We start from the raw sequence: 17,610 nt of genomic DNA, 5'->3' as shown, positions 1-17,610 counted from the left end.
CCTCGCTGCCCGTGCGGGGGACCGGCGGTCGGCGTGCGCCGGACTGGTCACCGGCGGCGGCGCGTGCTGCGGTCCGTCAGGTGACGGTGTTGCGCCGGTGGTGTTCGGGGCGGTCCCACGCGCGGGTCGCGAGCACGTCCGCGAGCACCTCGACGGCGTCGTGGACGTCGACGTGACGCACGTACAGCGGCGCGAACCCGAACCGGACCAGGTCCGGCGGGCGGTGGTCGCCGATGACGTCACGGGCGATCAGCGCCTGCGTGAGCGCGTACGCGTGCGGGTGCCGTAGCGACACCTGCGCGCCGCGCCGCGCCGCCTCACGCGGGGAGGCGAGCTCCACCTCGTCGCCGCAGCGCTCGGTCACCAGCGTGACGAACGTGTCGGTCAGGCTGCGAGCCTTGGCGTCCAGCGTCGCCGGCGAGACGTCCGCGAACGGTGCCAGCGCCTCCTCGAGCGCCGCCGTCGAGAGCACGTGCGGCGTGCCGGCCAGGAAGCGCTCGGCGCCGTCCGCCGGCGCGTAGGTGGTCCCGAAGTCGAACGGTCGGGCGTGGCCGAACCAGCCCCGCACCGGCGTGTCCGCCTGCGTGTGCCAGCGACGCGCCACGTAGAGGTAGGCCGGTGCCCCCGGTCCGCCGTTGAGGTACTTGTAGGAGCAGCCGACCGCGAAGTCGGCGTCCCAGGCGTGCAGGTCGACGTCCAACGCGCCCGTCGAGTGCGCGAGGTCCCACACCGCCATCGCCCCGACCCGGTGGGCCGCCGCCGTCAGCGTCGCCGCGTCCGTGCGGGCACCGGAGCGGTAGTCGACGTGCGTCAGGAACAGGACCGCCACCTCGTCGTCGAGGGCGGCGGCGACCGCGTCGGGTGCGACGGCCCGGACCTCGAGCCCGTCGCCCAGCGCCGCGAGTCCCTCCGCCACGTACCGGTCGGTGGGGAAGTTCGTGTCGTCGGTCAGCAGCACGCGACGCTCCGGGCGCAACCGCCGCGCGGCCGCCAGCACCTTGAACAGGTTCACGGAGGTCGAGTCCCCGACCGCCACCTCGTCGGCGTCCGCGCCGACGAGCGGGGCGATGCGCGCGGCGACCCGCCGCGGCAGGTCGACCCACCCGGCGGCGTTCCAGGACCGGATCAGCCCCTCGCCCCACTCGCGGACGACCACCTCGTCCAGGCGTGCGGCGACGGTCCGGGGGAGCACCCCCAGCGAGTTGCCGTCGAGGTAGACCAGGCCGTCGGCCAACGTGAACGCGCCCCGCCGGTCGGCGAGCGGGTCACTCGCGTCGAGCTCGAGACAGACCGTGCGGTCCATGCAATCGCCTCCTCGCTGGTCGCAAACCGCCGCACCGTAGCCCCGCAGCCGCTGTGCGCGGAGCTTCGGACGCCGGCCCCGTTCGCCGTTCGGCCGCGGACAGGGGAGGGGGTCCTTGACAAGACGCTGACGTCGGTGTCAACTCGGGATCGCCCTGAATCTGACGTCGGTGTCAGGTCCAGTGGGGTCCGGGCCTCGCGGTTCCCGCCGTCGTTCGCGTCGTCGCCCGACCGCACCGACCGCGCCAGTCCGTCGCCTCGCCCCACCCCGCCCCGCCCTCCCGCCCGTCCCCCCAGGAGTTGCCCGTGCGTCTCGCGTTCGTGTTCCCCGGCCAGGGATCCCATCGCGCCGGCAGTCTCGACGCCTGGGCAGGACACCCGGCCGCCGCGGTCGTCGACACCGTCGCCGACGCCATCGACCGCGACGTGTGGGCCCTGGCCGCCGACGCCGGGACCGGCGCCCGCACCGCCGACGCACAGCCGACGATCCTGACCGCCTCGCTGGTCGCCTGGCGGGCACTGCTCGACGGCGGCGTCGCGCCCGACGTCGTCGCGGGCCACAGCCTCGGCGAGGTCACCGCCGCCATCGCCGCCGGCGTCGTGCCGGTCGCCGACGGCGCCCGCGTGGTCGCGGCGCGAGGTGCGGCCATGGGCCGCGCCTGCGCCGCCAATCCCGGCAGCATGGCCGCACTGGTCAAGCTCCAGCCCGACGCCGTCCAGGTGCTGGTCGACGAGGACCCCGACCTGGTCGTCGCCAACGACAACGCCCCTGGACAGGTGGTGCTGGCCGGAACCCCCGAGGCCGTCGAGCGCATCCGCTCGCGTGCCCGTGAGGCCGGTGGACGCGCGCTGCCCCTGGACGTCGAAGGCGCGTTCCACTCGCCGGCCATGGCGCCGGCCGTGGACGACCTGCGCGAGGCGTTGGCCGCCCTGCGTCCCGCCGACCCCCGCGTGCCGCTGGTCACCGGCACGTCCGCCGAGGTGCTGCACGAGGCACAGGCGGTGGTCGACGCGCTCGTCGACGGGGTGCTCGCACCGGTGCGTTGGCGCGAGGTGCAGGGCCGGCTCGCCGAGCTCGGGGTCACCGACCTGGTCGAGGTCGGGCCCGGCGGCGTGCTGGCCGGACTCGCCAAGCGCACCGTTCCCGACCTGCAGGTCCACGCGGCCGCCACGCCCGACGACGTCGCCGACGTGGTCGAGCGCTTCGCCGGCGTCCGCGCCTGACCACCCCCGCACAGGAGCCACCCCGATGATCCCGATCCCCGCGCTGTCCGTCGTCACCTCGCCGGTCGACGGACGTGTCCGCACCCTCGTCGCGGCCGACACGCTCGTCCGCCGCGGCGACGTGGTCGCCACCGTCGAGGGCGCCTACGGCCCGGCCGAGGTCCGCGCCGCGTGCAGCGGCCGTATCGGTGGGGCACTGGCCGGCGCCCGCCAGACCGTCGCGGCCGGCGAGGGTGTCCTGTGGGTGCGCCGGTGACCGAGCGTCGCCGCCGGACGAGCCTGCCCGTGACCATCGCCGGGCTGGGTGCCTACCTGCCCGAGCGGGTCGTCACCAACGACGACCTCGCCGCCGCCGGTCTGGACACCTCCGACGCCTGGATCCGGTCGCGGACCGGGATCGCCCAGCGCCACTACGCCGCTCCCGAGCAGGCCACCTCGGACCTCGCGGTCGAGGCCGGCAAGGCGGCCCTGGCCGACGCCGGCCTGGGGACCGACGACGTCGCGGCGGTCATCGTGGCGACCACGACCCCCGACCACATGGTGCCCGGGACCGCCCCGCTGGTCGCCGCGGCGCTCGGCACCGAGGTCGGCGCCTTCGACGTGCAGGCCGCCTGCAGCGGGTTCGTCTACGCCCTGCGCGTCGGTGCCGCCCTGACGGTGGCCGAGGACGCCCCGGTGCTCGTCATCGGCGCCGAGACCCTCAGCCGCATCATCGACCCGACCGACCGCGGGGTCTCGATCCTGTTCGGTGACGGGGCCGGCGCCGTGGTCCTGGTGCCCGACGCGAACGGCAGCCTGGGGCCGTTCTCCCTCGGCGCCGACGGCCGCGACCCGTCGATGCTGTGGACCCAGACCGGCGGCACCCGCACCCCGGTGAGCCACGACGTGGTGGACGCGCGCACGCACTTCCTGACCATGCGCGGCGGCGACGTCTACCGCAACGCCGTGGCACGCATGACCGCTGCGTCCCGCGACGTGCTCGAGCAGGCTGGACGCACCATCGACGACGTCGACCTGTTCGTCGGCCACCAGGCCAACGTGCGCATCCTCGACGCGGTCGCCCAGCGTGTCGGCATCGAGGCCGCCCGCTGTCACGTCACCGTCGACCAGCACGGCAACACCTCGGCGGCCTCGGTGCCCCTCGCCCTCGCCGACGCCCGTGACCGGGGCCGGCTGCACCCGGGCGACACGGTGCTGTTGACCGCGTTCGGGGCCGGCCTGACCTGGGGCGCCTGCCTGTTGACCTGGAACCCGTCCCCGACCCGCGACGAGAGCTGACCATGACCCGCATCGCACTCGTGACCGGCGGCAGCGGTGGCATCGGCGCGGCCACGTGCCACGCCCTGGCCGCCTCCGGGCACACCGTGCTCGTCGGCTACGGCAGCAACGCCGATGCAGCCGGGAAGGTCGCGGCCGACGCCCCCGGCGAGGCGAGCCCGCTGCACGTCGACGTCACCGACGAGGACTCGGTCGCCGCCGCGGTCGCCCACGCCACCGAACGCGGCACGCTCGCGGTCGTGGTCAACAACGCCGGCGTCGCCGACGACGACCTGCTGCTGCGCCTCGACCCGGCGCGTTTCGACCGCACCATCGAGGTCAACCTGCGCGGCGCCTACCTCGTCTCGCGTGCCGCGATGCGGCCGATGCTGCGGGCCCGGTTCGGGCGCATCGTGAACATCGCGTCGGTCGTCGCCCTGCGCGGCAACGTGGGGCAGACCGCCTACGCCGCCTCCAAGGCCGGACTGATCGGGTTCAGCAAGTCGTTGGCGCGCGAGGTCGGCCGCAAGGGCGTCACCGTCAACGTCGTGGCACCCGGCTTCGTCGCCACGCCGATGACCGACGCGCTCGGTGACGAAGCCCGCGAGGCGCTGCGCTCGCAGGCGCCGACCGGCCGGGCCGTGGAGCCCGACGAGGTCGCGGCGACCGTCGCCTTCCTCGCCTCCGACGTGGCCGGCTCGACCACCGGCGCCGTCATCCCCGTCGACGGCGGCGCCGGTATCTGACGATCCCGGCCGCTCCCTCCCCGTACGCACCCGTTCGCTCGTTCTCCGGCCCCCGCGGGTCGGTGCCCTGCCCGACGCCCCGTCGGGAACCGAAGATCCACAGGAGATCGCCATGAGCCAGGACCTGTTCGCCACCTTCCAGACCATCCTCGTCGACACCTTCGGCGTGCCGGCCGACGACGTCGCCCCCGACGCCACCTTCGAGACGCTGGGCCTCGACTCCCTCGACGTCGTCGAGCTGACGCTGGTCCTCGAGGAGGAGACCGGCGTGAAGCTCGAGGACGAGGAGCTCGAGGACGTCCGCACCGTCCAGGACGCGATCGACAAGGTCGCCGAGAAGCAGCAGGCCGCGGCCTGACCGATGACCACGGGGGCGCACGTCCACCCCGCCCGCCCGATCGGGCACGAGAGGAGTCCGCGATGAACTCGCAACGCAACGTCGTGGTCACCGGCATGGGCCTGGTGACACCGGCCGGCCGTGGGCTGGCGGACGCCTGGAACGGTGTCCTGGCCGGCAAGGCCGCGGCCGCGGTGGACGAGCAACTGGCCGCGGCCGGCACGCCGGTGACCATCGCCTGTCGCGTGCCGGCCTACGACGCCGACGCCGAGATCGGCCGCGGCGCCAAGCGGCGGCTGGACCGCTTCACCCACCTCGGCGTGATCGCGGCCCGCGAGGCGGTGGCACACGCCGGGCTCGGGGATCCCGACGCAGAGGATCCCGAGCGCATCGTCGCCACCGACCCCGACCGCGTCGGCATCCTGCTCGGCTCGGGGATCGGCGGCGCGGAGACGTGGGCGGAGGAGTACCCGCGCTTCCTCGACAAGGGTCCCAGCCGGGCCAGCCCGATGTTCGTGCCGAAGATGCTGTCCAACACCGCGGCCGGCACCGTGGCCATCCGCACGGGCGCCCGCGGGGTGAACATGACGGTCAACACCGCCTGCGCGGCCGGGGCCTCGGCGATCCACGTCGCCCGCGACCTGATCCGCTCCGGCGTGGCGGACGTGGTGCTCGCCGGTGGCGTCGAGGCCGGCATCACCGCCCTGTCCATCAGTGCCTTCGCGCAGATGGGGGCCCTGTCCCGCAACCCCGACCCCGCTGCGGCGTCGCGTCCCTTCGACGTCGACCGCGACGGGTTCGTGATGGGCGAGGGCGCCGGGGTGCTCGTGCTCGAGTCCGAGGAGCACGCGCGCCGCCGTGGCGCCACCGCGTACGCGGTCGTGGCCGGCGCGGGTGCGTCGGCCGACGCCTTCCACGCCACCGCGCCACCCGAGGACGGCGGCGGAGCGGTGCTCGCCATCCGCCGTGCCGTCGAGGACGCCGGGATCGACCCGGCCAGCATCGGCCATCTCAACGCGCACGGCACCTCGACCCCGCTCAACGACGCGGCCGAGGCGCGGGCGCTGCGGGCGGTGTTCGACGACCACACCGACCGCATGGTGGTCACCTCGACCAAGGGCGTGACCGGGCACCTGCTCGGCGCGGCCGGTGCGGTCGAGGCGATCTTCGCCATCCAGGCCATGCGCGAGGGGCTCGTGCCGCCGACCGCCAACCTGACCAACCAGGATCCCGACATCGCGCTCGACGTCGTGACCGGCGAGCCCCGCACGGTCGAACTCGACGCCGTGCTGTCGACCTCCATGGGCTTCGGCGGGCAGAACGCCGCCCTCGTCCTCACCCGCGCCTGACCGCGACCTCCCGAGGTATTCCGTGACCGACACCCTTTCCGTCGAGACCCCCGCGCTCGACCCGACCGCGCTGCAGCCCGGTGACGGTGCCCGTGTGCGCCTGTCCCGGCTGCTCGACCGCGACAGCTTCTTCGAGCTCGGTTCGCAGCGGCAGCACCGTGCCAACCAGTTCGGCCTCGACAAGCGCCGGCCCGACACCGACGGCGTGGTCGCCGGCACCGGTGCCATCGGCGGTCGGCCCGTCAACGTCTACGCGCAGGACCGTCGTGTGCTCGGTGGCTCGCTCGGTGAGGCCCACGCCGACAAGATCGCCCGCACGATCGAGCAGGCGGGCCGCGGTGGTGTGCCGGTCGTCGGCATCAACGACTCGGGTGGCGCGCGGATCCAGGAGGGCGTGGCGGCCCTCGACGGGTACGGCCAGGTGTTCCGGGCCAACGTCGGTGCCTCCGGACGTGTTCCGCAGCTCGCGCTGATCCTCGGCCCCTGTGCCGGCGGGGCCGTGTACTCGCCGGCCCTGATGGACTTCACCGTCATGACCGACGAGTCGTACATGTTCCTCACCGGCCCGCGGGTGGTGAAGGCGGTCACCGGTGAGGACGTCGACGCCCGCTCCCTCGGTGGACCCGAGGTCCACGGCGAGCGCTCGGGCTGTGCCTCCTTCGTCGTCGACGACGACGAGGCAGCGTTCGCGCTCACCCGCGACCTGCTCGGCTACCTGCCCTCGTCCTCGTCCGCGCCGCTGCCGGAGCTCGTCCCCGAGGCACCCGCGTCGGTCGACCTGCGCGACGTCGTCCCCGTCGACGGCCGTGAGCCCTACGACGTGCGCGACGTCATCGGCGGCATCGTCGACGGTGGGAGGTTCCTCGAGGTCCAGGAGCACTGGGCTCGCAACCTCGTGGTCGGCTTCGCCCGCGTCGACGGGCGCACCGTCGGGGTCGTGGCCAACCAGGCCAAGTGGCTCGCCGGGGTGCTCGACCTGACCGCGTCGGAGAAGGGCGCCCGCTTCGTGCGCTTCTGTGACGCGTTCGGCATCCCACTGGTCGTGATGGTCGACGTCCCCGGGTTCCTGCCCGGCACGGCCCAGGAGAACGGCGGGGTGATCCGCAAGGGCGCCAAGCTGCTGCACGCGTTCGCCTCCGCCACCGTGCCGCGGGTGACCGTCGTGCTGCGCAAGGCGTTCGGCGGCGCCTACATCGTGATGAACTCCCGCAGCCTCGGTGCCGACGCGGTGCTCGCCTGGCCGAACGCGGAGCTGGCCGTGATGGGCGCCGAGGGGGCCGCCGACATCATCTTCCGCCGGCAGCTCGACACCGAACCGCACCGTCGCGACGAGATGGTCGACAGCTACCGGGCCGACGCGATGCACGTCGACCTCGCCGCCCGTCGTGGCAGCGTCGACGAGATCGTCGCACCCGAGGAGACCCGCGACGCGCTCGTCGCCGTGCTGCGCTCGCTGCGCGGCGCGCGGCAGCCCGCGTTCGTGCACGACAACCTGCCGCAGTGAGTGCGTCCCTGCCCGTACCCCCGGCCGCCGCGCCGTTGGGCGGGCCGGCCGGCGGGCCGGGATTCCCGTCCACGCCGACGGCGATGGTCCCCGGTGCCCGATCGGTGGTCCGATCGGCGCTGCGGCCGGTGCTCCGACGGTGGCTGCGGTTGCAGATCGAGGGGACCCGCCACGTCCCGGACGACGGGCCGGTGCTGATCGCCTCGAGCCACCAGTCCCACGCCGACTCGCTCGCCCTCGGGGTCGCCGTCCGCCGACCGGTGCACTTCCTCGGTGACGTACGGCTGACGCAGTGGCCGCTGCTCGGCCCGTTGCTGCCCGGGCTCGGCATGGTGCCGCTGCGCCGGGGGGAGGGCGACGCCGAGGCGATGGCGGTCCTGCGCGGCCTCGTCGCCGACGGCCGGGCCGTGGCCGTCTACCCCGAGGGCTCACGCAGCCGTGACGGTCGCGTGCACCGGCTGCGCAGCGGACTGGGCCGGCTGGCCGCCGAGACCGGCGTCCCGGTCGTGCCCGCGGCGGTGGCGGGCATCTACGACGTGTGGCCCATCGGCGCCCGGCCCCGCCTGCTCGGCGGCGAGGTGACGGTGCGTTTCGGACCGGCGCTGCCACCCCCGGCGGCCACACCACGTGCCCGTCGCGAGTTCAACGACGACCTGCAGTGCCGACTGGCCGCGCTGGGGCGCACCACGTGCGCCGACGACTTCTCCCCGTTCGCTGGGGGAGCGGTCGGATGACGCTTCCACCGCCCACCGCGACGCTGGTCACCGGCTGTGACGTGGTCGACATCGCCCGCCTCTCGGCCGCGATCGACCGGCGGGCCGGGTTCCTCGAGCGGGTCTTCACCGACCGCGAGCGTGCCGACGCCCGCCGCGGTGACGTCGCGGCGGGCTCGCCGGTCGAGCGCTCCCGACTCGCCGCCCGCTTCGCGGCCAAGGAAGCCACCCGCAAGGCCCTGGGGGACCTGCGGCTGCCGTTCCACGCGGTCGAGGTCCGCACCGCGGCGTCCGGAGCGCCGCAGTTGTTCGTCCACGGCCGGCCGAGCCCGCTCGCCTGCTCGCTGGCGCACGACGGGGGCGTGGCCATGGCCGTCGTCGTCGGCCCCGCCTTCGATGCTGCGACCGACTGAACGACACGACACCGCCGCCACCAGACCACGATGTCCTCGCACAAAGGCTCCGTCATGCTCCTCGCCGGCAAGAAGCTGCTCCTCACGGGCGTCCTCGACCCCCGTTCGATCGCGTTCGCCGTCGCCGAGACCGCGCTCGGCGAGGGGGCCGAGGTCGTGCTGACGGGCTTCGGCCGCACCCGCCGCCTCACCGAGCGTTCGGCGAGGCGGCTGCCGGGTGACGTCGAGGTGCTCGAACTCGACGTGACCCGTCCCGAGGACATCGCCGCGGCCGCCGAGCAGGTGGCCGAGCGCTGGGGCCGTCTCGACGGGCTGTTGCACGCCATCGGCTTCGCGCCCGCGAGCTGCCTGGGCGGTGGATTCCTGGACGCGCCCTGGGAGGACGTGGCCACGGCGTTGCAGGTGTCGACCTATTCCTACCCCGCACTGGCCAACGGGTTCGCGGACCTGCTCGGGCAGGCCGGTGGTGGCTCGGTGGTCGGCCTCGACTTCGACGCCCAGGTCGCCTGGCCCGGCTACGACTGGATGGGCGTCGCCAAGGCCGGCCTGGAGTCGGCCAACCGTTACCTGGCCCGTGAACTCGGTGCCCGCAACATCCGGGTGAACCTGGTCGCTGCCGGCCCGCTCAACACCATGGCGGCGCGGTCCATCGACGGGTTCGCCGACTTCGAGACGGTCTGGAAGGAGCGCGCCCCGCTGGGCTGGGACCTCGCCGACCCGACGCCGGTGGCCCGGACCGTCTGTGCGTTGCTGTCGGACTGGGTGGTGGGGGTCACGGGAGAGATCCTGCACGTGGACGGCGGTCTGCACGCCATGGGGGCAGGAACGCCGACCGCTCCGGCGGCAGAGCTGGGTTCGTCCTGAACGTCAATGCCGGTCAGGGCCGTGTGGACGCTGGTCGAACGGAAGGGACGGCCCCGCCATCGGTGCGTCCGGCCGGGAAACGTCCCCGTCGGCCGGTGTGGCGGCTCCGCCTTCGTCGGCGGCACCACCGAAACTCGTGGCACGGACCCTGACCTGCGAGCGGAGGAAGAATCATGGGTGGACTGGCCATTCTGTTGCTCATCCTGGCCCTGATCATCGGCGGCATCGGCCTGTTCGTCGAAGCGCTGTGGTGGCTGCTGATCATCTCGGTCGTGCTGTTGATCGCCGGCGCCATCTTCGGGCGCAGCCGGAGTCGAGGTGGCGGGACCAGCGTCTGACCGGCGTGGGAGCACCACGCCACCGACCACGACGACGCCGCGCCCTGCCAGGGCGCGGCGTCGTCGTGTGGTGGGTGCCCGGTCGGGCGGGCCGAGCCGGCGCTCAGCTCCGGTCGGCCGGTGCCTTGACCGCCAGGACCGGGCAGTCGGCCTGGAGCAGGATGTCCTGCGCGTTGCTGCCCAGGACCAGCTTGCCGACCGGCGAGCGGCGGCGGATGCCGATCACGATCAGGTCCGCCTGCTCGTCGCGGGCCGCCTGCAGCAGGTCCTCGTCCGGCGCGTTGCCGCGGACGAACTCGCGCAACGCGTACCGGACGCCCTCCTGCGCCAGTTGCTGTTCGAGCCGTTCGAACTCGTCGCGGTAGGCGACGATGTCGGCCTCGTCGTCGCGGGACCCCCCGCGGAACGAGTGCACGACCAGCAGTTCCGCATCCCGCAACCGCGCTTCGGCGACGGCCGCGTCCAGCGCGGCGCGACCCTCCGGTGAGCGCAGGAAACCGACGACGATCCGCATTGGTGACTGTCCTCCCATGACCCGCCCGTCGGGTCGTCGGCATGCTAGTGCCGGCGACCCGCGCGCGACGGGTCGCGCGCCGGTCGCCGCCGTGCGGTCCCTGCGACCTCAGGGTGCGCTCCGTCGTCCACGCCGACTAGGGTCCTCGGTCACACGGCTCGGCCCGAGCCGTGGGATCGGGACGAGGGCGGTGACCCCGCGCGCGTCCCGGTGGAGCGAGCGCCACCGGCGGGCCGCCTGTGCGGCAGATGGTGGTGCGTGGCGGCGCCAGGGAGCTGCGGCGTCGTCGCGAACGGTCGGGCGTCGCCGGTCATCCCGAGTGCCGCCCCAACAACGAGGAGTGGGCACGTGGCCGACGCTGCCATCGATCCCCGGGAGCTGTTGCCTCCCGACGAACCCGTGCACCTGTTGGACCCGGACGGGACCTACCACGAGGATCCCGAGCACCCGATCGACCTGGACGACGCGGGTCTGCGGGAGCTGTACCGGTTGATGCTGGTCACCCGCAAGGTCGACCGCGAGGCGATCAACCTGCAGCGCCAGGGCCAGCTCGGCGTGTACGCGTCGTGCATGGGCCAGGAGGCCGCCCAGGTCGGCTCCGCCTACGCGCTGGGCGAGGAGGACTGGATCTTCCCGTCCTACCGCGAGCTCGGCGCCGCGCTCGTGCGCCAGTGCGACGCCGCCGGTCTGCTGCACCTCTACCGCGGGACGTGGCTCAGCGACCACGACCCCTACAAGCACCATTTCGCGCTGATGTCGATCCCGATCGGCACGCAGGCCCTGCACGCGACCGGGTTCGCCATGGGCGCCCGGCTCGACGGCAACCCGATCGTCACGATGACCTACTACGGGGACGGCGGCACGTCGGAGGGCGACCCGCACGAGGCGATGACGTTCGCCGGCGTGATGAAGTCGCCGGTCATCTTCTTCGTCCAGAACAACCAGTACGCGATCTCCGTGCCGCTGGACAAGCAGACCGCTGCGCCGACGTTGGCCCACAAGGCCGTCGGCTACGGACTGCCGGGCCGCCGCTGCGACGGCAACGACGTGCTGGCGACCTACGCGGTCACCAGGAAGGCCGTGGAGCGCGCCCGCAGCGGTGAGGGCCCGACCTTCATCGAGGCGCTGACCTATCGCATGGAGGCGCACACCACCTCCGACGACCCGTCGCGCTACCGCACACAGACGGAGCTCGACGAGGCCGCCAAGACCGACCCGATCGTACGGATGCGCAACTTCCTGCAGCAGCGGGACCTGTACGACGCCGAACTCGAGCAGGCCGTCGAGGACCAGGCCAAGGAGGTCGCCTCCTACGTGCGTGCGGGCATCTACGACGCGCCGCACGGCGACCCGATGGAGCTGTTCGAGCACGTCTACGTGGATCCGACCGGGCACTTCGAGGGGCAGCGCGAACAGCTGCGGGCCGAGCTCGACGCGGCGCAGGAGGGCTGAGGATGGCGGTCACACTCGCACAGGCGATCAACCAGGCCCTGCACGACGCGATGACCGAGGACGAGCGCGTGCTCGTCTTCGGTGAGGACGTCGGCAAGCTCGGCGGCGTCTTCCGGGTCACCGACAAGTTGCAGGAGACCTTCTCGGAGGCCCGCTGCTTCGACACCCCGCTGGCCGAGTCCGGGATCATCGGCACCGCCATCGGCCTGGCCATGTACGGCTACCGGCCGGTGCCGGAGATGCAGTTCGACGGCTTCACCTACCCGGCCTTCGAGCAGATCGTCAGCCACCTGGCGAAGATGCCCAACCGGTCGCGTGGCACGGTCAAGCTGCCCGTGACCATCCGCATCCCCTACGGCGGCGGCATCGGCGCGGTCGAGCACCACTCCGAGTCGCCCGAGGCGTACTGGGCCCACACCCAGGGCCTCAAGGTGTTCACGCCGGGCACGCCCGACGACGCCTACTCGATGATGCGGGCCGCCATCGCGATGGACGACCCGGTCATCTTCCTCGAGCCCAAGCGTCGCTACTGGATGAAGTCCGAGACCGAACTGCCGGTGCAGACCGAGGCGCCGCACCGGGCGGTCGTCCGGCGCGAGGGCACCGACGTGTCGGTGTTCTGCTACGGCCCGATGGTGCGCACGGCCATGGAGGCTGCCGAGGCGGCGGCCGACGAGGGCTGGTCGCTCGAGGTCGTCGACCTGCGCTCGCTCAACCCGCTGGACACGCCCACCATCGTCGCGTCGGTGCAGCGCACCGGCCGCGCGGTCGTGGTGCACGAGGCGGCGCAGACGCTGGGCATGGGCGCGGAGATCGCGGCACGGATCCAGGAGCGGGCCTTCTACTCGCTCGAGGCCCCGGTCCTGCGCGCCACGGGCTACGACACGCCCTACCCGCCGGCCAAGCTCGAGGAGTTCTGGCTCCCGGACGTCGACCGGATCCTCGACCTCGTCGAGCGGACGCTCGCCTACTGATCCCGATCGCGCGGGGCGCCCCGGCGGGGCGCCCCGACGCGGTCGTGCCCAAGCCGTGCTCGAGGCGCCCACGGCGGCGCCGTCAAGGTGGGAATCGCAAATGGCAGACGTGAAGGACTTCAAGCTGCCCGACCTCGGGGAAGGCCTCGAGGAGGGCGAGATCGTCGAGTGGCACGTCGCGGTCGGCGATGTGATCGAGCTCAACCAGACCGTGGCCTCGGTCGAGACGGCCAAGGCCGTCGTCGACGTGCCCTCGCCCTTCGCCGGCCGCGTGGTCGAGCAGGTCGGCGAGGTCGGTGAGGCGTTGCAGGTCGGCACCGTGTTCCTGCGCATCGACCTCGACGTCGAGGGCGGCGCCGTGGTCGAGGACGAGCCGGCAACGCTGGCCGCGACCGAGGCATCCCCGGCACAGGGCGGGTTCGAGGCAGGTGCCGCCGCCGCCGCCAAGTCCGTGGAGGAGAACGCCGGGCTCTACGGCGAGGTCCACCAGGGCGAGGCGGGAGCGAAGTCGACCGGCCTCGACGCCGACGAGGAGCCCCAGCCGCTGGTCGGTTACGGACAGGGCAAGGGTGGGGCACGCCGCCGCCGTCGGGGTGGCGCCGCGGCCGACGCGGCGGACGACGGTCAGGCGCAGGCCGCGCCGGTCAGGCCGCTGGCCAAGCCGCCGGTGCGCAAGCTCGCCAAGGACCTCGGCGTCGACCTGGCCGACATCGCGCCCGGGTCCGGCCCCGAGGGCGTGATCACCCGCGAGGACGTCCACGCCGCCGCGAGCGGCGGCCAGGGCGCCCAGGCGACGGCCGCCGCCACCCAGACCCCGGCGAGCGCGCCGGCGCCCACCGCGGGCGTGGCCGCCGCGTCGGCCGCGGATCCGTTCGCCGGCTTCGCCGGCGGGGGCGAGAAGGTCGTGCCGGGCTTCCGCGGGCGTACCCCGGGCGAGGTGGAGCCGATCCGCGGCATCCGCAAGCGGATCGTGGAGAAGATGGAGGTCTCGCGCCGCGAGATCCCCGAGGCCACCTGCACCAAGTGGGCCGACCTCACCGAGCTGTGGGAGCTGCGCAAGGACCTCACCGAGCAGGCCCGGGCCGACGGCTTCGACGTCAAGGTGACCCCGTTCGCGCTGATCCTGCGCGCGGTGGTGCTCGGACTGCGGCGCTTCCCGACGCTCAACGGGATGATCGACCGCGAGGCGGGCGAGATCCGGCTCCACGAGCACGTCAACCTCGGCTTCGCGGCCGACACCGACCGTGGCCTGGTGGTGCCCAACATCAAGGACGCCCACGGCAAGTCGACGCTGCAGATCGCCGCCGAGCTCAACCGGCTCGCCACGGCGGCCCGGGACGGCTCGATCGGTGCGGGGGACATGACCGGTGGCACCTTCACCGTGTCCAACTACGGGGCGTTCGGCAACGACGACGGCAACCCGATCATCAACCACCCCGAGGGCGCGATCCTCGGCGTGGGCGCGATCGAGGAGCGGCCGTGGGTCGTGCAGGGCGAGCTCGCCGTGCGGCGCACCTGCAAGTTCTCGCTCGTGTTCGACCACCGCATCAGCGACGGCGGCGAGGCCGGCCGGTTCGTCACCTACGTGGCGAACCTGTGCGAGAACCCCGCCCGTATCCTGCTGCACAGCTGAGGAGGACGACCCATGCACGACATCGTCGTCGTCGGTGGCGGCCCGGGCGGGTACGCGACCGCCTTCCGCGCCGCCGCCCGTGGTCTGGACGTCGCCCTGGTCGAGTCCGACAAGGTCGGCGGGACCTGTCTGCACCGCGGCTGCATCCCGTCCAAGGCGCTGTTGCACGTGGCCGAGGTCCTCGAGGAGGTGCACCGGGCCGACATCATGGGTCTGAAGGTCTCCTACGAGGGGCTCGACGGGGACGCACTGTCCGGCTTCCGAGACGGCGTCATCACCCGGATGTTCAAGGGGCTCGACTTCCTGGTGTCCAAGCGCACCACCCGCCACGCCGGCCGCGGACGCCTGCTCCAGGGCGCCGACGGCCGGGTCGAGGTCGAGGTGAGCGCCGGGGACGGCTCGACAACCCGGGTGCAGGGCCGTCATGTCGTCATCGCCACCGGGTCGGTGCCGCGCGGCCTGCCCGGGGTGGAGATCGACGGGGAGGTCGTGCAGACCTCCGACCACGCCCTGTGGTTCACCGAGCCGCCGGCGCGTGCCGTGGTCATCGGTGCGGGGGCGATCGGCATGGAGTTCGCCTCCATGTGGCGCCCCATGGGCAGCGAGGTCACGGTCGTCGAGGCGCTCGAGCGCGTCCTGCCGCTCGAGGACACCGACAGCTCGGCCGCAATCGCCAAGGCCTATGCCGCGCGTGGCATCGAGGTGCTGACCTCGGCACGGGTGCAGTCGGTCGAGCGCGACGGGGACCTCGCCCGGGTCGAGGTCGAGGTGGACGGCGAGCGCCGCGTCCTCGAGGTGGACCGGGTACTGGTCGCCACCGGGCGCGGCCCCAACACCGCCGACATCGGCGCCGACGAGCTCGGCCTGCTCGACGAACGGGGTTTCGTGACCACCGACGAGTGGGGCGCGACCAAGCTCGACGGCGTGTGGGCGGTCGGTGACGTCCGTCCGACGCTCGCGCTCGCCCACGCCGCCTTCGCCGAGGGCTTCGTGGTGGCCGATCGGATCGCGCTCGCGTCCGGCGTCGAGGGCGACGGCCTCGACGCGGTCCAGCCCGTCGACCACACGCACACGCCGCGGGTGACCTACTGCCACCCGGAGGTCGCCTCGGTCGGGTTGACCGAGGCCGAGGCCCGCGAGGCCTTCGGGGACGCGGTGGCGACCGAGACCAGCTCGTTCAAGCACAACGCCAAGGGCATCCTGGCCGGCACGGACGGGTTCGTGAAGGTCGTGCACCGCACCGACGGCACGCCGACGGGTGCGACCGGTTCGGGCGGACCGGTCGTCGGCGTCCACATCGTCGGTCCGCACGCCACCGACCTCATCGCCGAGGCGACCCTGGCGACGACCTGGGAGGCGCTGCCGGTCGAACTGGCCGCCATCACCCACGCCCACCCGTCGCTGTACGAGGCCATGGGTGAGGCGTTCCAGAGCGCGGCCGGACTCCCCTTCCACGGCGCCTGAGCGTCGTCGGTGCCGCCCGCACGGCTCGACTGGACGCCGCTGGCCGACGCGCCGGAACTCCGCGACGAGTTCCGGCGCGTCGAGGCCGGGCAGGTGTCGCCCTTCCTCGCCGCGGCGACGGCCCGGCACCGCGCCCACCTCGACGCGGTCGCAGCCGACAGCCAGTGGCTCGGGCGCCTCGACGGAGCGCCGGTGGCCGTCGTCCGCGCCGTTCGGCTCGCCTGGGACGGAACCAGCGCCGGGGCGCCCGTCGGCGGGGCCGGGGACGTGGTGGACGCCGCCGAGCTCGCCGACCGGCGTGGCGATGCCGACTGCCTCGCCGTCGCCGACGTGACCGTCGCGGCCGATCACCGGGGGCAGGGGATCGGCAGCGGGGTGCTGCGGATCCTGCCCGAGCTGGCCGCCGGAGCGGGGCTCGAACGCCTGCTCGTGCTGGTCCGTCCCCACGACAAGCGGCATCATCCCCTGGTGCCCTTCGCGCGCTACCTCGCCGCCACCGACGCGGCGGGGCGCCCACGCGACGGCTGGCTGGCCGCTGCCTGGGAGGCCGGGATGCACCCGGTGCTGGTGGTGGAACGCTCGCTCCAGGCCCGCGCACCGCTCGCGGACGTGGAGCGGTTCTATGGACGTGCCGTCCCGACGTCGGGGCCCTACCTGCTCCCGGGTGCGATCAAGCCGGCCGTCGTCGAACTCGAGCGCGACGAGGGGCGCTACCGCGAGCCGCATCTGTGGATGGCGCCGGCCGGCCACCTCGCGCAGCGGCACGTGGATCCCTCACTCCTGCGCGTGCCGCAGGACGCCTGGCGCCGGTCACTGGCGGCGGCCGGCGTGGTCGTGCACGGCCGGCGGCACCGACGGCCGCGTTAGGACGCGGGTGCCTGCGTGGCCTGGTGCACCATCGCGCGACCCACCGTCGTCATCATCTCGCCGACCATGGCGGCCAGTTCGGGTTGCGCCAGGGACGCCCGGAGCATGCCGGAACTGACGGCGAGCAGCACCCGCGCGTACTCCTGCGCCGGCAGGCGGTCCTCCTCGACCCCCAGCTCGTCGAGGTGACGCCGCATCAGTTCGCTGACGCTGGCCAGGATGCGGCGTTGCCGTTCGGCGACGCGTTCGCGCACCTGCTCGTTGCGCGCCGCGTAGAGCAGGAACTCCGTCTCGAGCAGGAACCACTCCCGGTCGGCCACCTCGACCTCGGGCTGCTCGCCGTCGAAGAGCCCGTCGCGCTCGTCGGCGGGTCGCTCGAACAGCAGCTGTTCGGTCGAGGCGATCGCCGTCTCGATGCGGCGGTCGAGCAGTTCGAGGAACAGCTCCTCCTTGGAGGCGAAGTTCGAGTAGACCGCGCCCTTGGTGTAGCCGGCGGCCTCGGCCACCAGGTCGACCGACGCGGCGTGGTAGCCACGCTCGGCGAAGACCCGGGCGGCGGCGTCGAGCAGTTCGTCGCGGGTGTGTGCCCGCTGTTCCTCGCGGCGACTCGGTCGGGTGGTCGTCACGGCGCGCTCCTTCGGGTCTGGCGGCCCGGCTGT

At 73.5% G+C, this 17,610-nt stretch carries 19 protein-coding genes; 16 read left to right on the top strand and 3 right to left on the bottom strand.

The window, feature by feature from the left end; all coding sequences use genetic code 11:
• Nucleotides 1–76: 76 nt before the first annotated feature.
• Nucleotides 77–1,303 carry a kynureninase gene (gene kynU / locus ELR47_RS14985; protein WP_130650613.1) on the bottom strand — a complete coding sequence of 409 codons (1,227 nt, stop codon included), beginning with the start codon at nt 1,301–1,303 and terminating at the stop codon, nt 77–79.
• 305 nt (nt 1,304–1,608) lie between these two features.
• Between kynU and ELR47_RS14980 the strand changes: the two genes are divergently transcribed.
• The 11 genes from ELR47_RS14980 (at nt 1,609) to ELR47_RS18470 (ending at nt 10,047) form a co-directional block, all read left to right on the top strand.
• A complete protein-coding gene (locus ELR47_RS14980; RefSeq protein ID WP_165404118.1) occupies nt 1,609–2,526 on the top strand; it encodes an ACP S-malonyltransferase in 918 nt (305 codons plus the stop codon).
• A 25-nt stretch (nt 2,527–2,551) separates the two neighbouring features.
• Nucleotides 2,552–2,782 (top strand): hypothetical protein, encoded by a 231-nt coding sequence (locus tag ELR47_RS14975; RefSeq protein ID WP_130650611.1) that lies wholly within the window; start codon nt 2,552–2,554, stop codon nt 2,780–2,782.
• 29 nt (nt 2,783–2,811) lie between these two features.
• On the top strand, nt 2,812–3,804 hold the full coding sequence (locus ELR47_RS14970; RefSeq protein WP_205745294.1) for a beta-ketoacyl-ACP synthase III: 993 nt from the start codon (nt 2,812–2,814) through the stop codon (nt 3,802–3,804).
• Between the two features lie 2 nt (nt 3,805–3,806).
• A complete protein-coding gene (locus tag ELR47_RS14965; RefSeq protein WP_130650609.1) occupies nt 3,807–4,529 on the top strand; it encodes a 3-oxoacyl-ACP reductase family protein in 723 nt (240 codons plus the stop codon).
• 112 nt (nt 4,530–4,641) lie between these two features.
• Nucleotides 4,642–4,887, top strand: coding sequence for an acyl carrier protein (locus tag ELR47_RS14960; RefSeq protein WP_130650608.1), 246 nt, complete (start codon nt 4,642–4,644; stop codon nt 4,885–4,887).
• 62 nt (nt 4,888–4,949) lie between these two features.
• Entirely contained in the window at nt 4,950–6,215 is a 1,266-nt protein-coding gene (gene fabF / locus ELR47_RS14955; RefSeq protein WP_130650607.1) for a beta-ketoacyl-ACP synthase II, read from the top strand.
• Nucleotides 6,216–6,237: 22 nt separating this feature from the next.
• On the top strand, nt 6,238–7,719 hold the full coding sequence (locus ELR47_RS14950) for an acyl-CoA carboxylase subunit beta (RefSeq protein WP_130650606.1): 1,482 nt from the start codon (nt 6,238–6,240) through the stop codon (nt 7,717–7,719).
• Nucleotides 7,716–8,453 carry a lysophospholipid acyltransferase family protein gene (locus ELR47_RS14945; RefSeq protein ID WP_130650605.1) on the top strand — a complete coding sequence of 246 codons (738 nt, stop codon included), beginning with the start codon at nt 7,716–7,718 and terminating at the stop codon, nt 8,451–8,453. The genes ELR47_RS14950 and ELR47_RS14945 overlap by 4 nt, the downstream gene beginning before the upstream one ends.
• Complete coding sequence (locus ELR47_RS14940; RefSeq protein ID WP_130650604.1) at nt 8,450–8,845, top strand: holo-ACP synthase; 396 nt, start codon at nt 8,450–8,452, stop codon at nt 8,843–8,845. Before ELR47_RS14945 ends, ELR47_RS14940 begins: the two co-directional genes overlap by 4 nt.
• Nucleotides 8,846–8,875: 30 nt before the next feature.
• Nucleotides 8,876–9,709, top strand: coding sequence for an enoyl-ACP reductase FabI (fabI, locus tag ELR47_RS14935; RefSeq protein ID WP_229730560.1), 834 nt, complete (start codon nt 8,876–8,878; stop codon nt 9,707–9,709).
• Between the two features lie 173 nt (nt 9,710–9,882).
• On the top strand, nt 9,883–10,047 hold the full coding sequence (locus ELR47_RS18470; protein WP_165404117.1) for a hypothetical protein: 165 nt from the start codon (nt 9,883–9,885) through the stop codon (nt 10,045–10,047).
• 103 nt (nt 10,048–10,150) lie between these two features.
• Here ELR47_RS18470 and ELR47_RS14930 read toward each other — a convergent pair whose 3' ends face one another.
• The gene (locus ELR47_RS14930; RefSeq protein WP_130650603.1) at nt 10,151–10,561 is read right to left on the bottom strand and encodes a universal stress protein; all 411 of its coding nucleotides are present in this window, start codon (nt 10,559–10,561) and stop codon (nt 10,151–10,153) included.
• A gap of 348 nt (nt 10,562–10,909) precedes the next feature.
• Here ELR47_RS14930 and pdhA point away from each other — a divergent pair, with 348 nt between their 5' ends.
• The 5 genes from pdhA (at nt 10,910) to ELR47_RS14905 (ending at nt 16,951) form a co-directional block, all read left to right on the top strand.
• Nucleotides 10,910–12,013, top strand: a complete 1,104-nt coding sequence (gene pdhA / locus ELR47_RS14925) for a pyruvate dehydrogenase (acetyl-transferring) E1 component subunit alpha (protein ID WP_205745292.1) — start codon at nt 10,910–10,912, stop codon at nt 12,011–12,013.
• Nucleotides 12,014–12,015: 2 nt separating this feature from the next.
• Nucleotides 12,016–12,987, top strand: coding sequence for an alpha-ketoacid dehydrogenase subunit beta (locus ELR47_RS14920; protein WP_130650602.1), 972 nt, complete (start codon nt 12,016–12,018; stop codon nt 12,985–12,987).
• Nucleotides 12,988–13,087: 100 nt separating this feature from the next.
• Complete coding sequence (locus ELR47_RS14915) at nt 13,088–14,620, top strand: dihydrolipoamide acetyltransferase family protein (protein WP_130650601.1); 1,533 nt, start codon at nt 13,088–13,090, stop codon at nt 14,618–14,620.
• 12 nt (nt 14,621–14,632) lie between these two features.
• On the top strand, nt 14,633–16,084 hold the full coding sequence (gene lpdA, locus ELR47_RS14910) for a dihydrolipoyl dehydrogenase (protein WP_130650600.1): 1,452 nt from the start codon (nt 14,633–14,635) through the stop codon (nt 16,082–16,084).
• A gap of 9 nt (nt 16,085–16,093) precedes the next feature.
• Entirely contained in the window at nt 16,094–16,951 is an 858-nt protein-coding gene (locus ELR47_RS14905; RefSeq protein WP_130650599.1) for a GNAT family N-acetyltransferase, read from the top strand.
• On the opposite strand, the gene ELR47_RS14900 is transcribed toward ELR47_RS14905, so the two are convergent.
• Complete coding sequence (locus ELR47_RS14900; protein WP_165404116.1) at nt 16,948–17,577, bottom strand: TetR/AcrR family transcriptional regulator; 630 nt, start codon at nt 17,575–17,577, stop codon at nt 16,948–16,950. The two genes, ELR47_RS14905 and ELR47_RS14900, sit on opposite strands and share 4 nt — an antisense overlap.
• Nucleotides 17,578–17,610: the final 33 nt, after the last annotated feature.

The organism is Egicoccus halophilus (assembly GCF_004300825.1).
In the GTDB taxonomy this organism is placed as follows: Bacteria; Actinomycetota; Nitriliruptoria; order Nitriliruptorales; family Nitriliruptoraceae; genus Egicoccus; species Egicoccus halophilus.
This window is presented reverse-complemented; position numbering and strand designations above follow the sequence as displayed.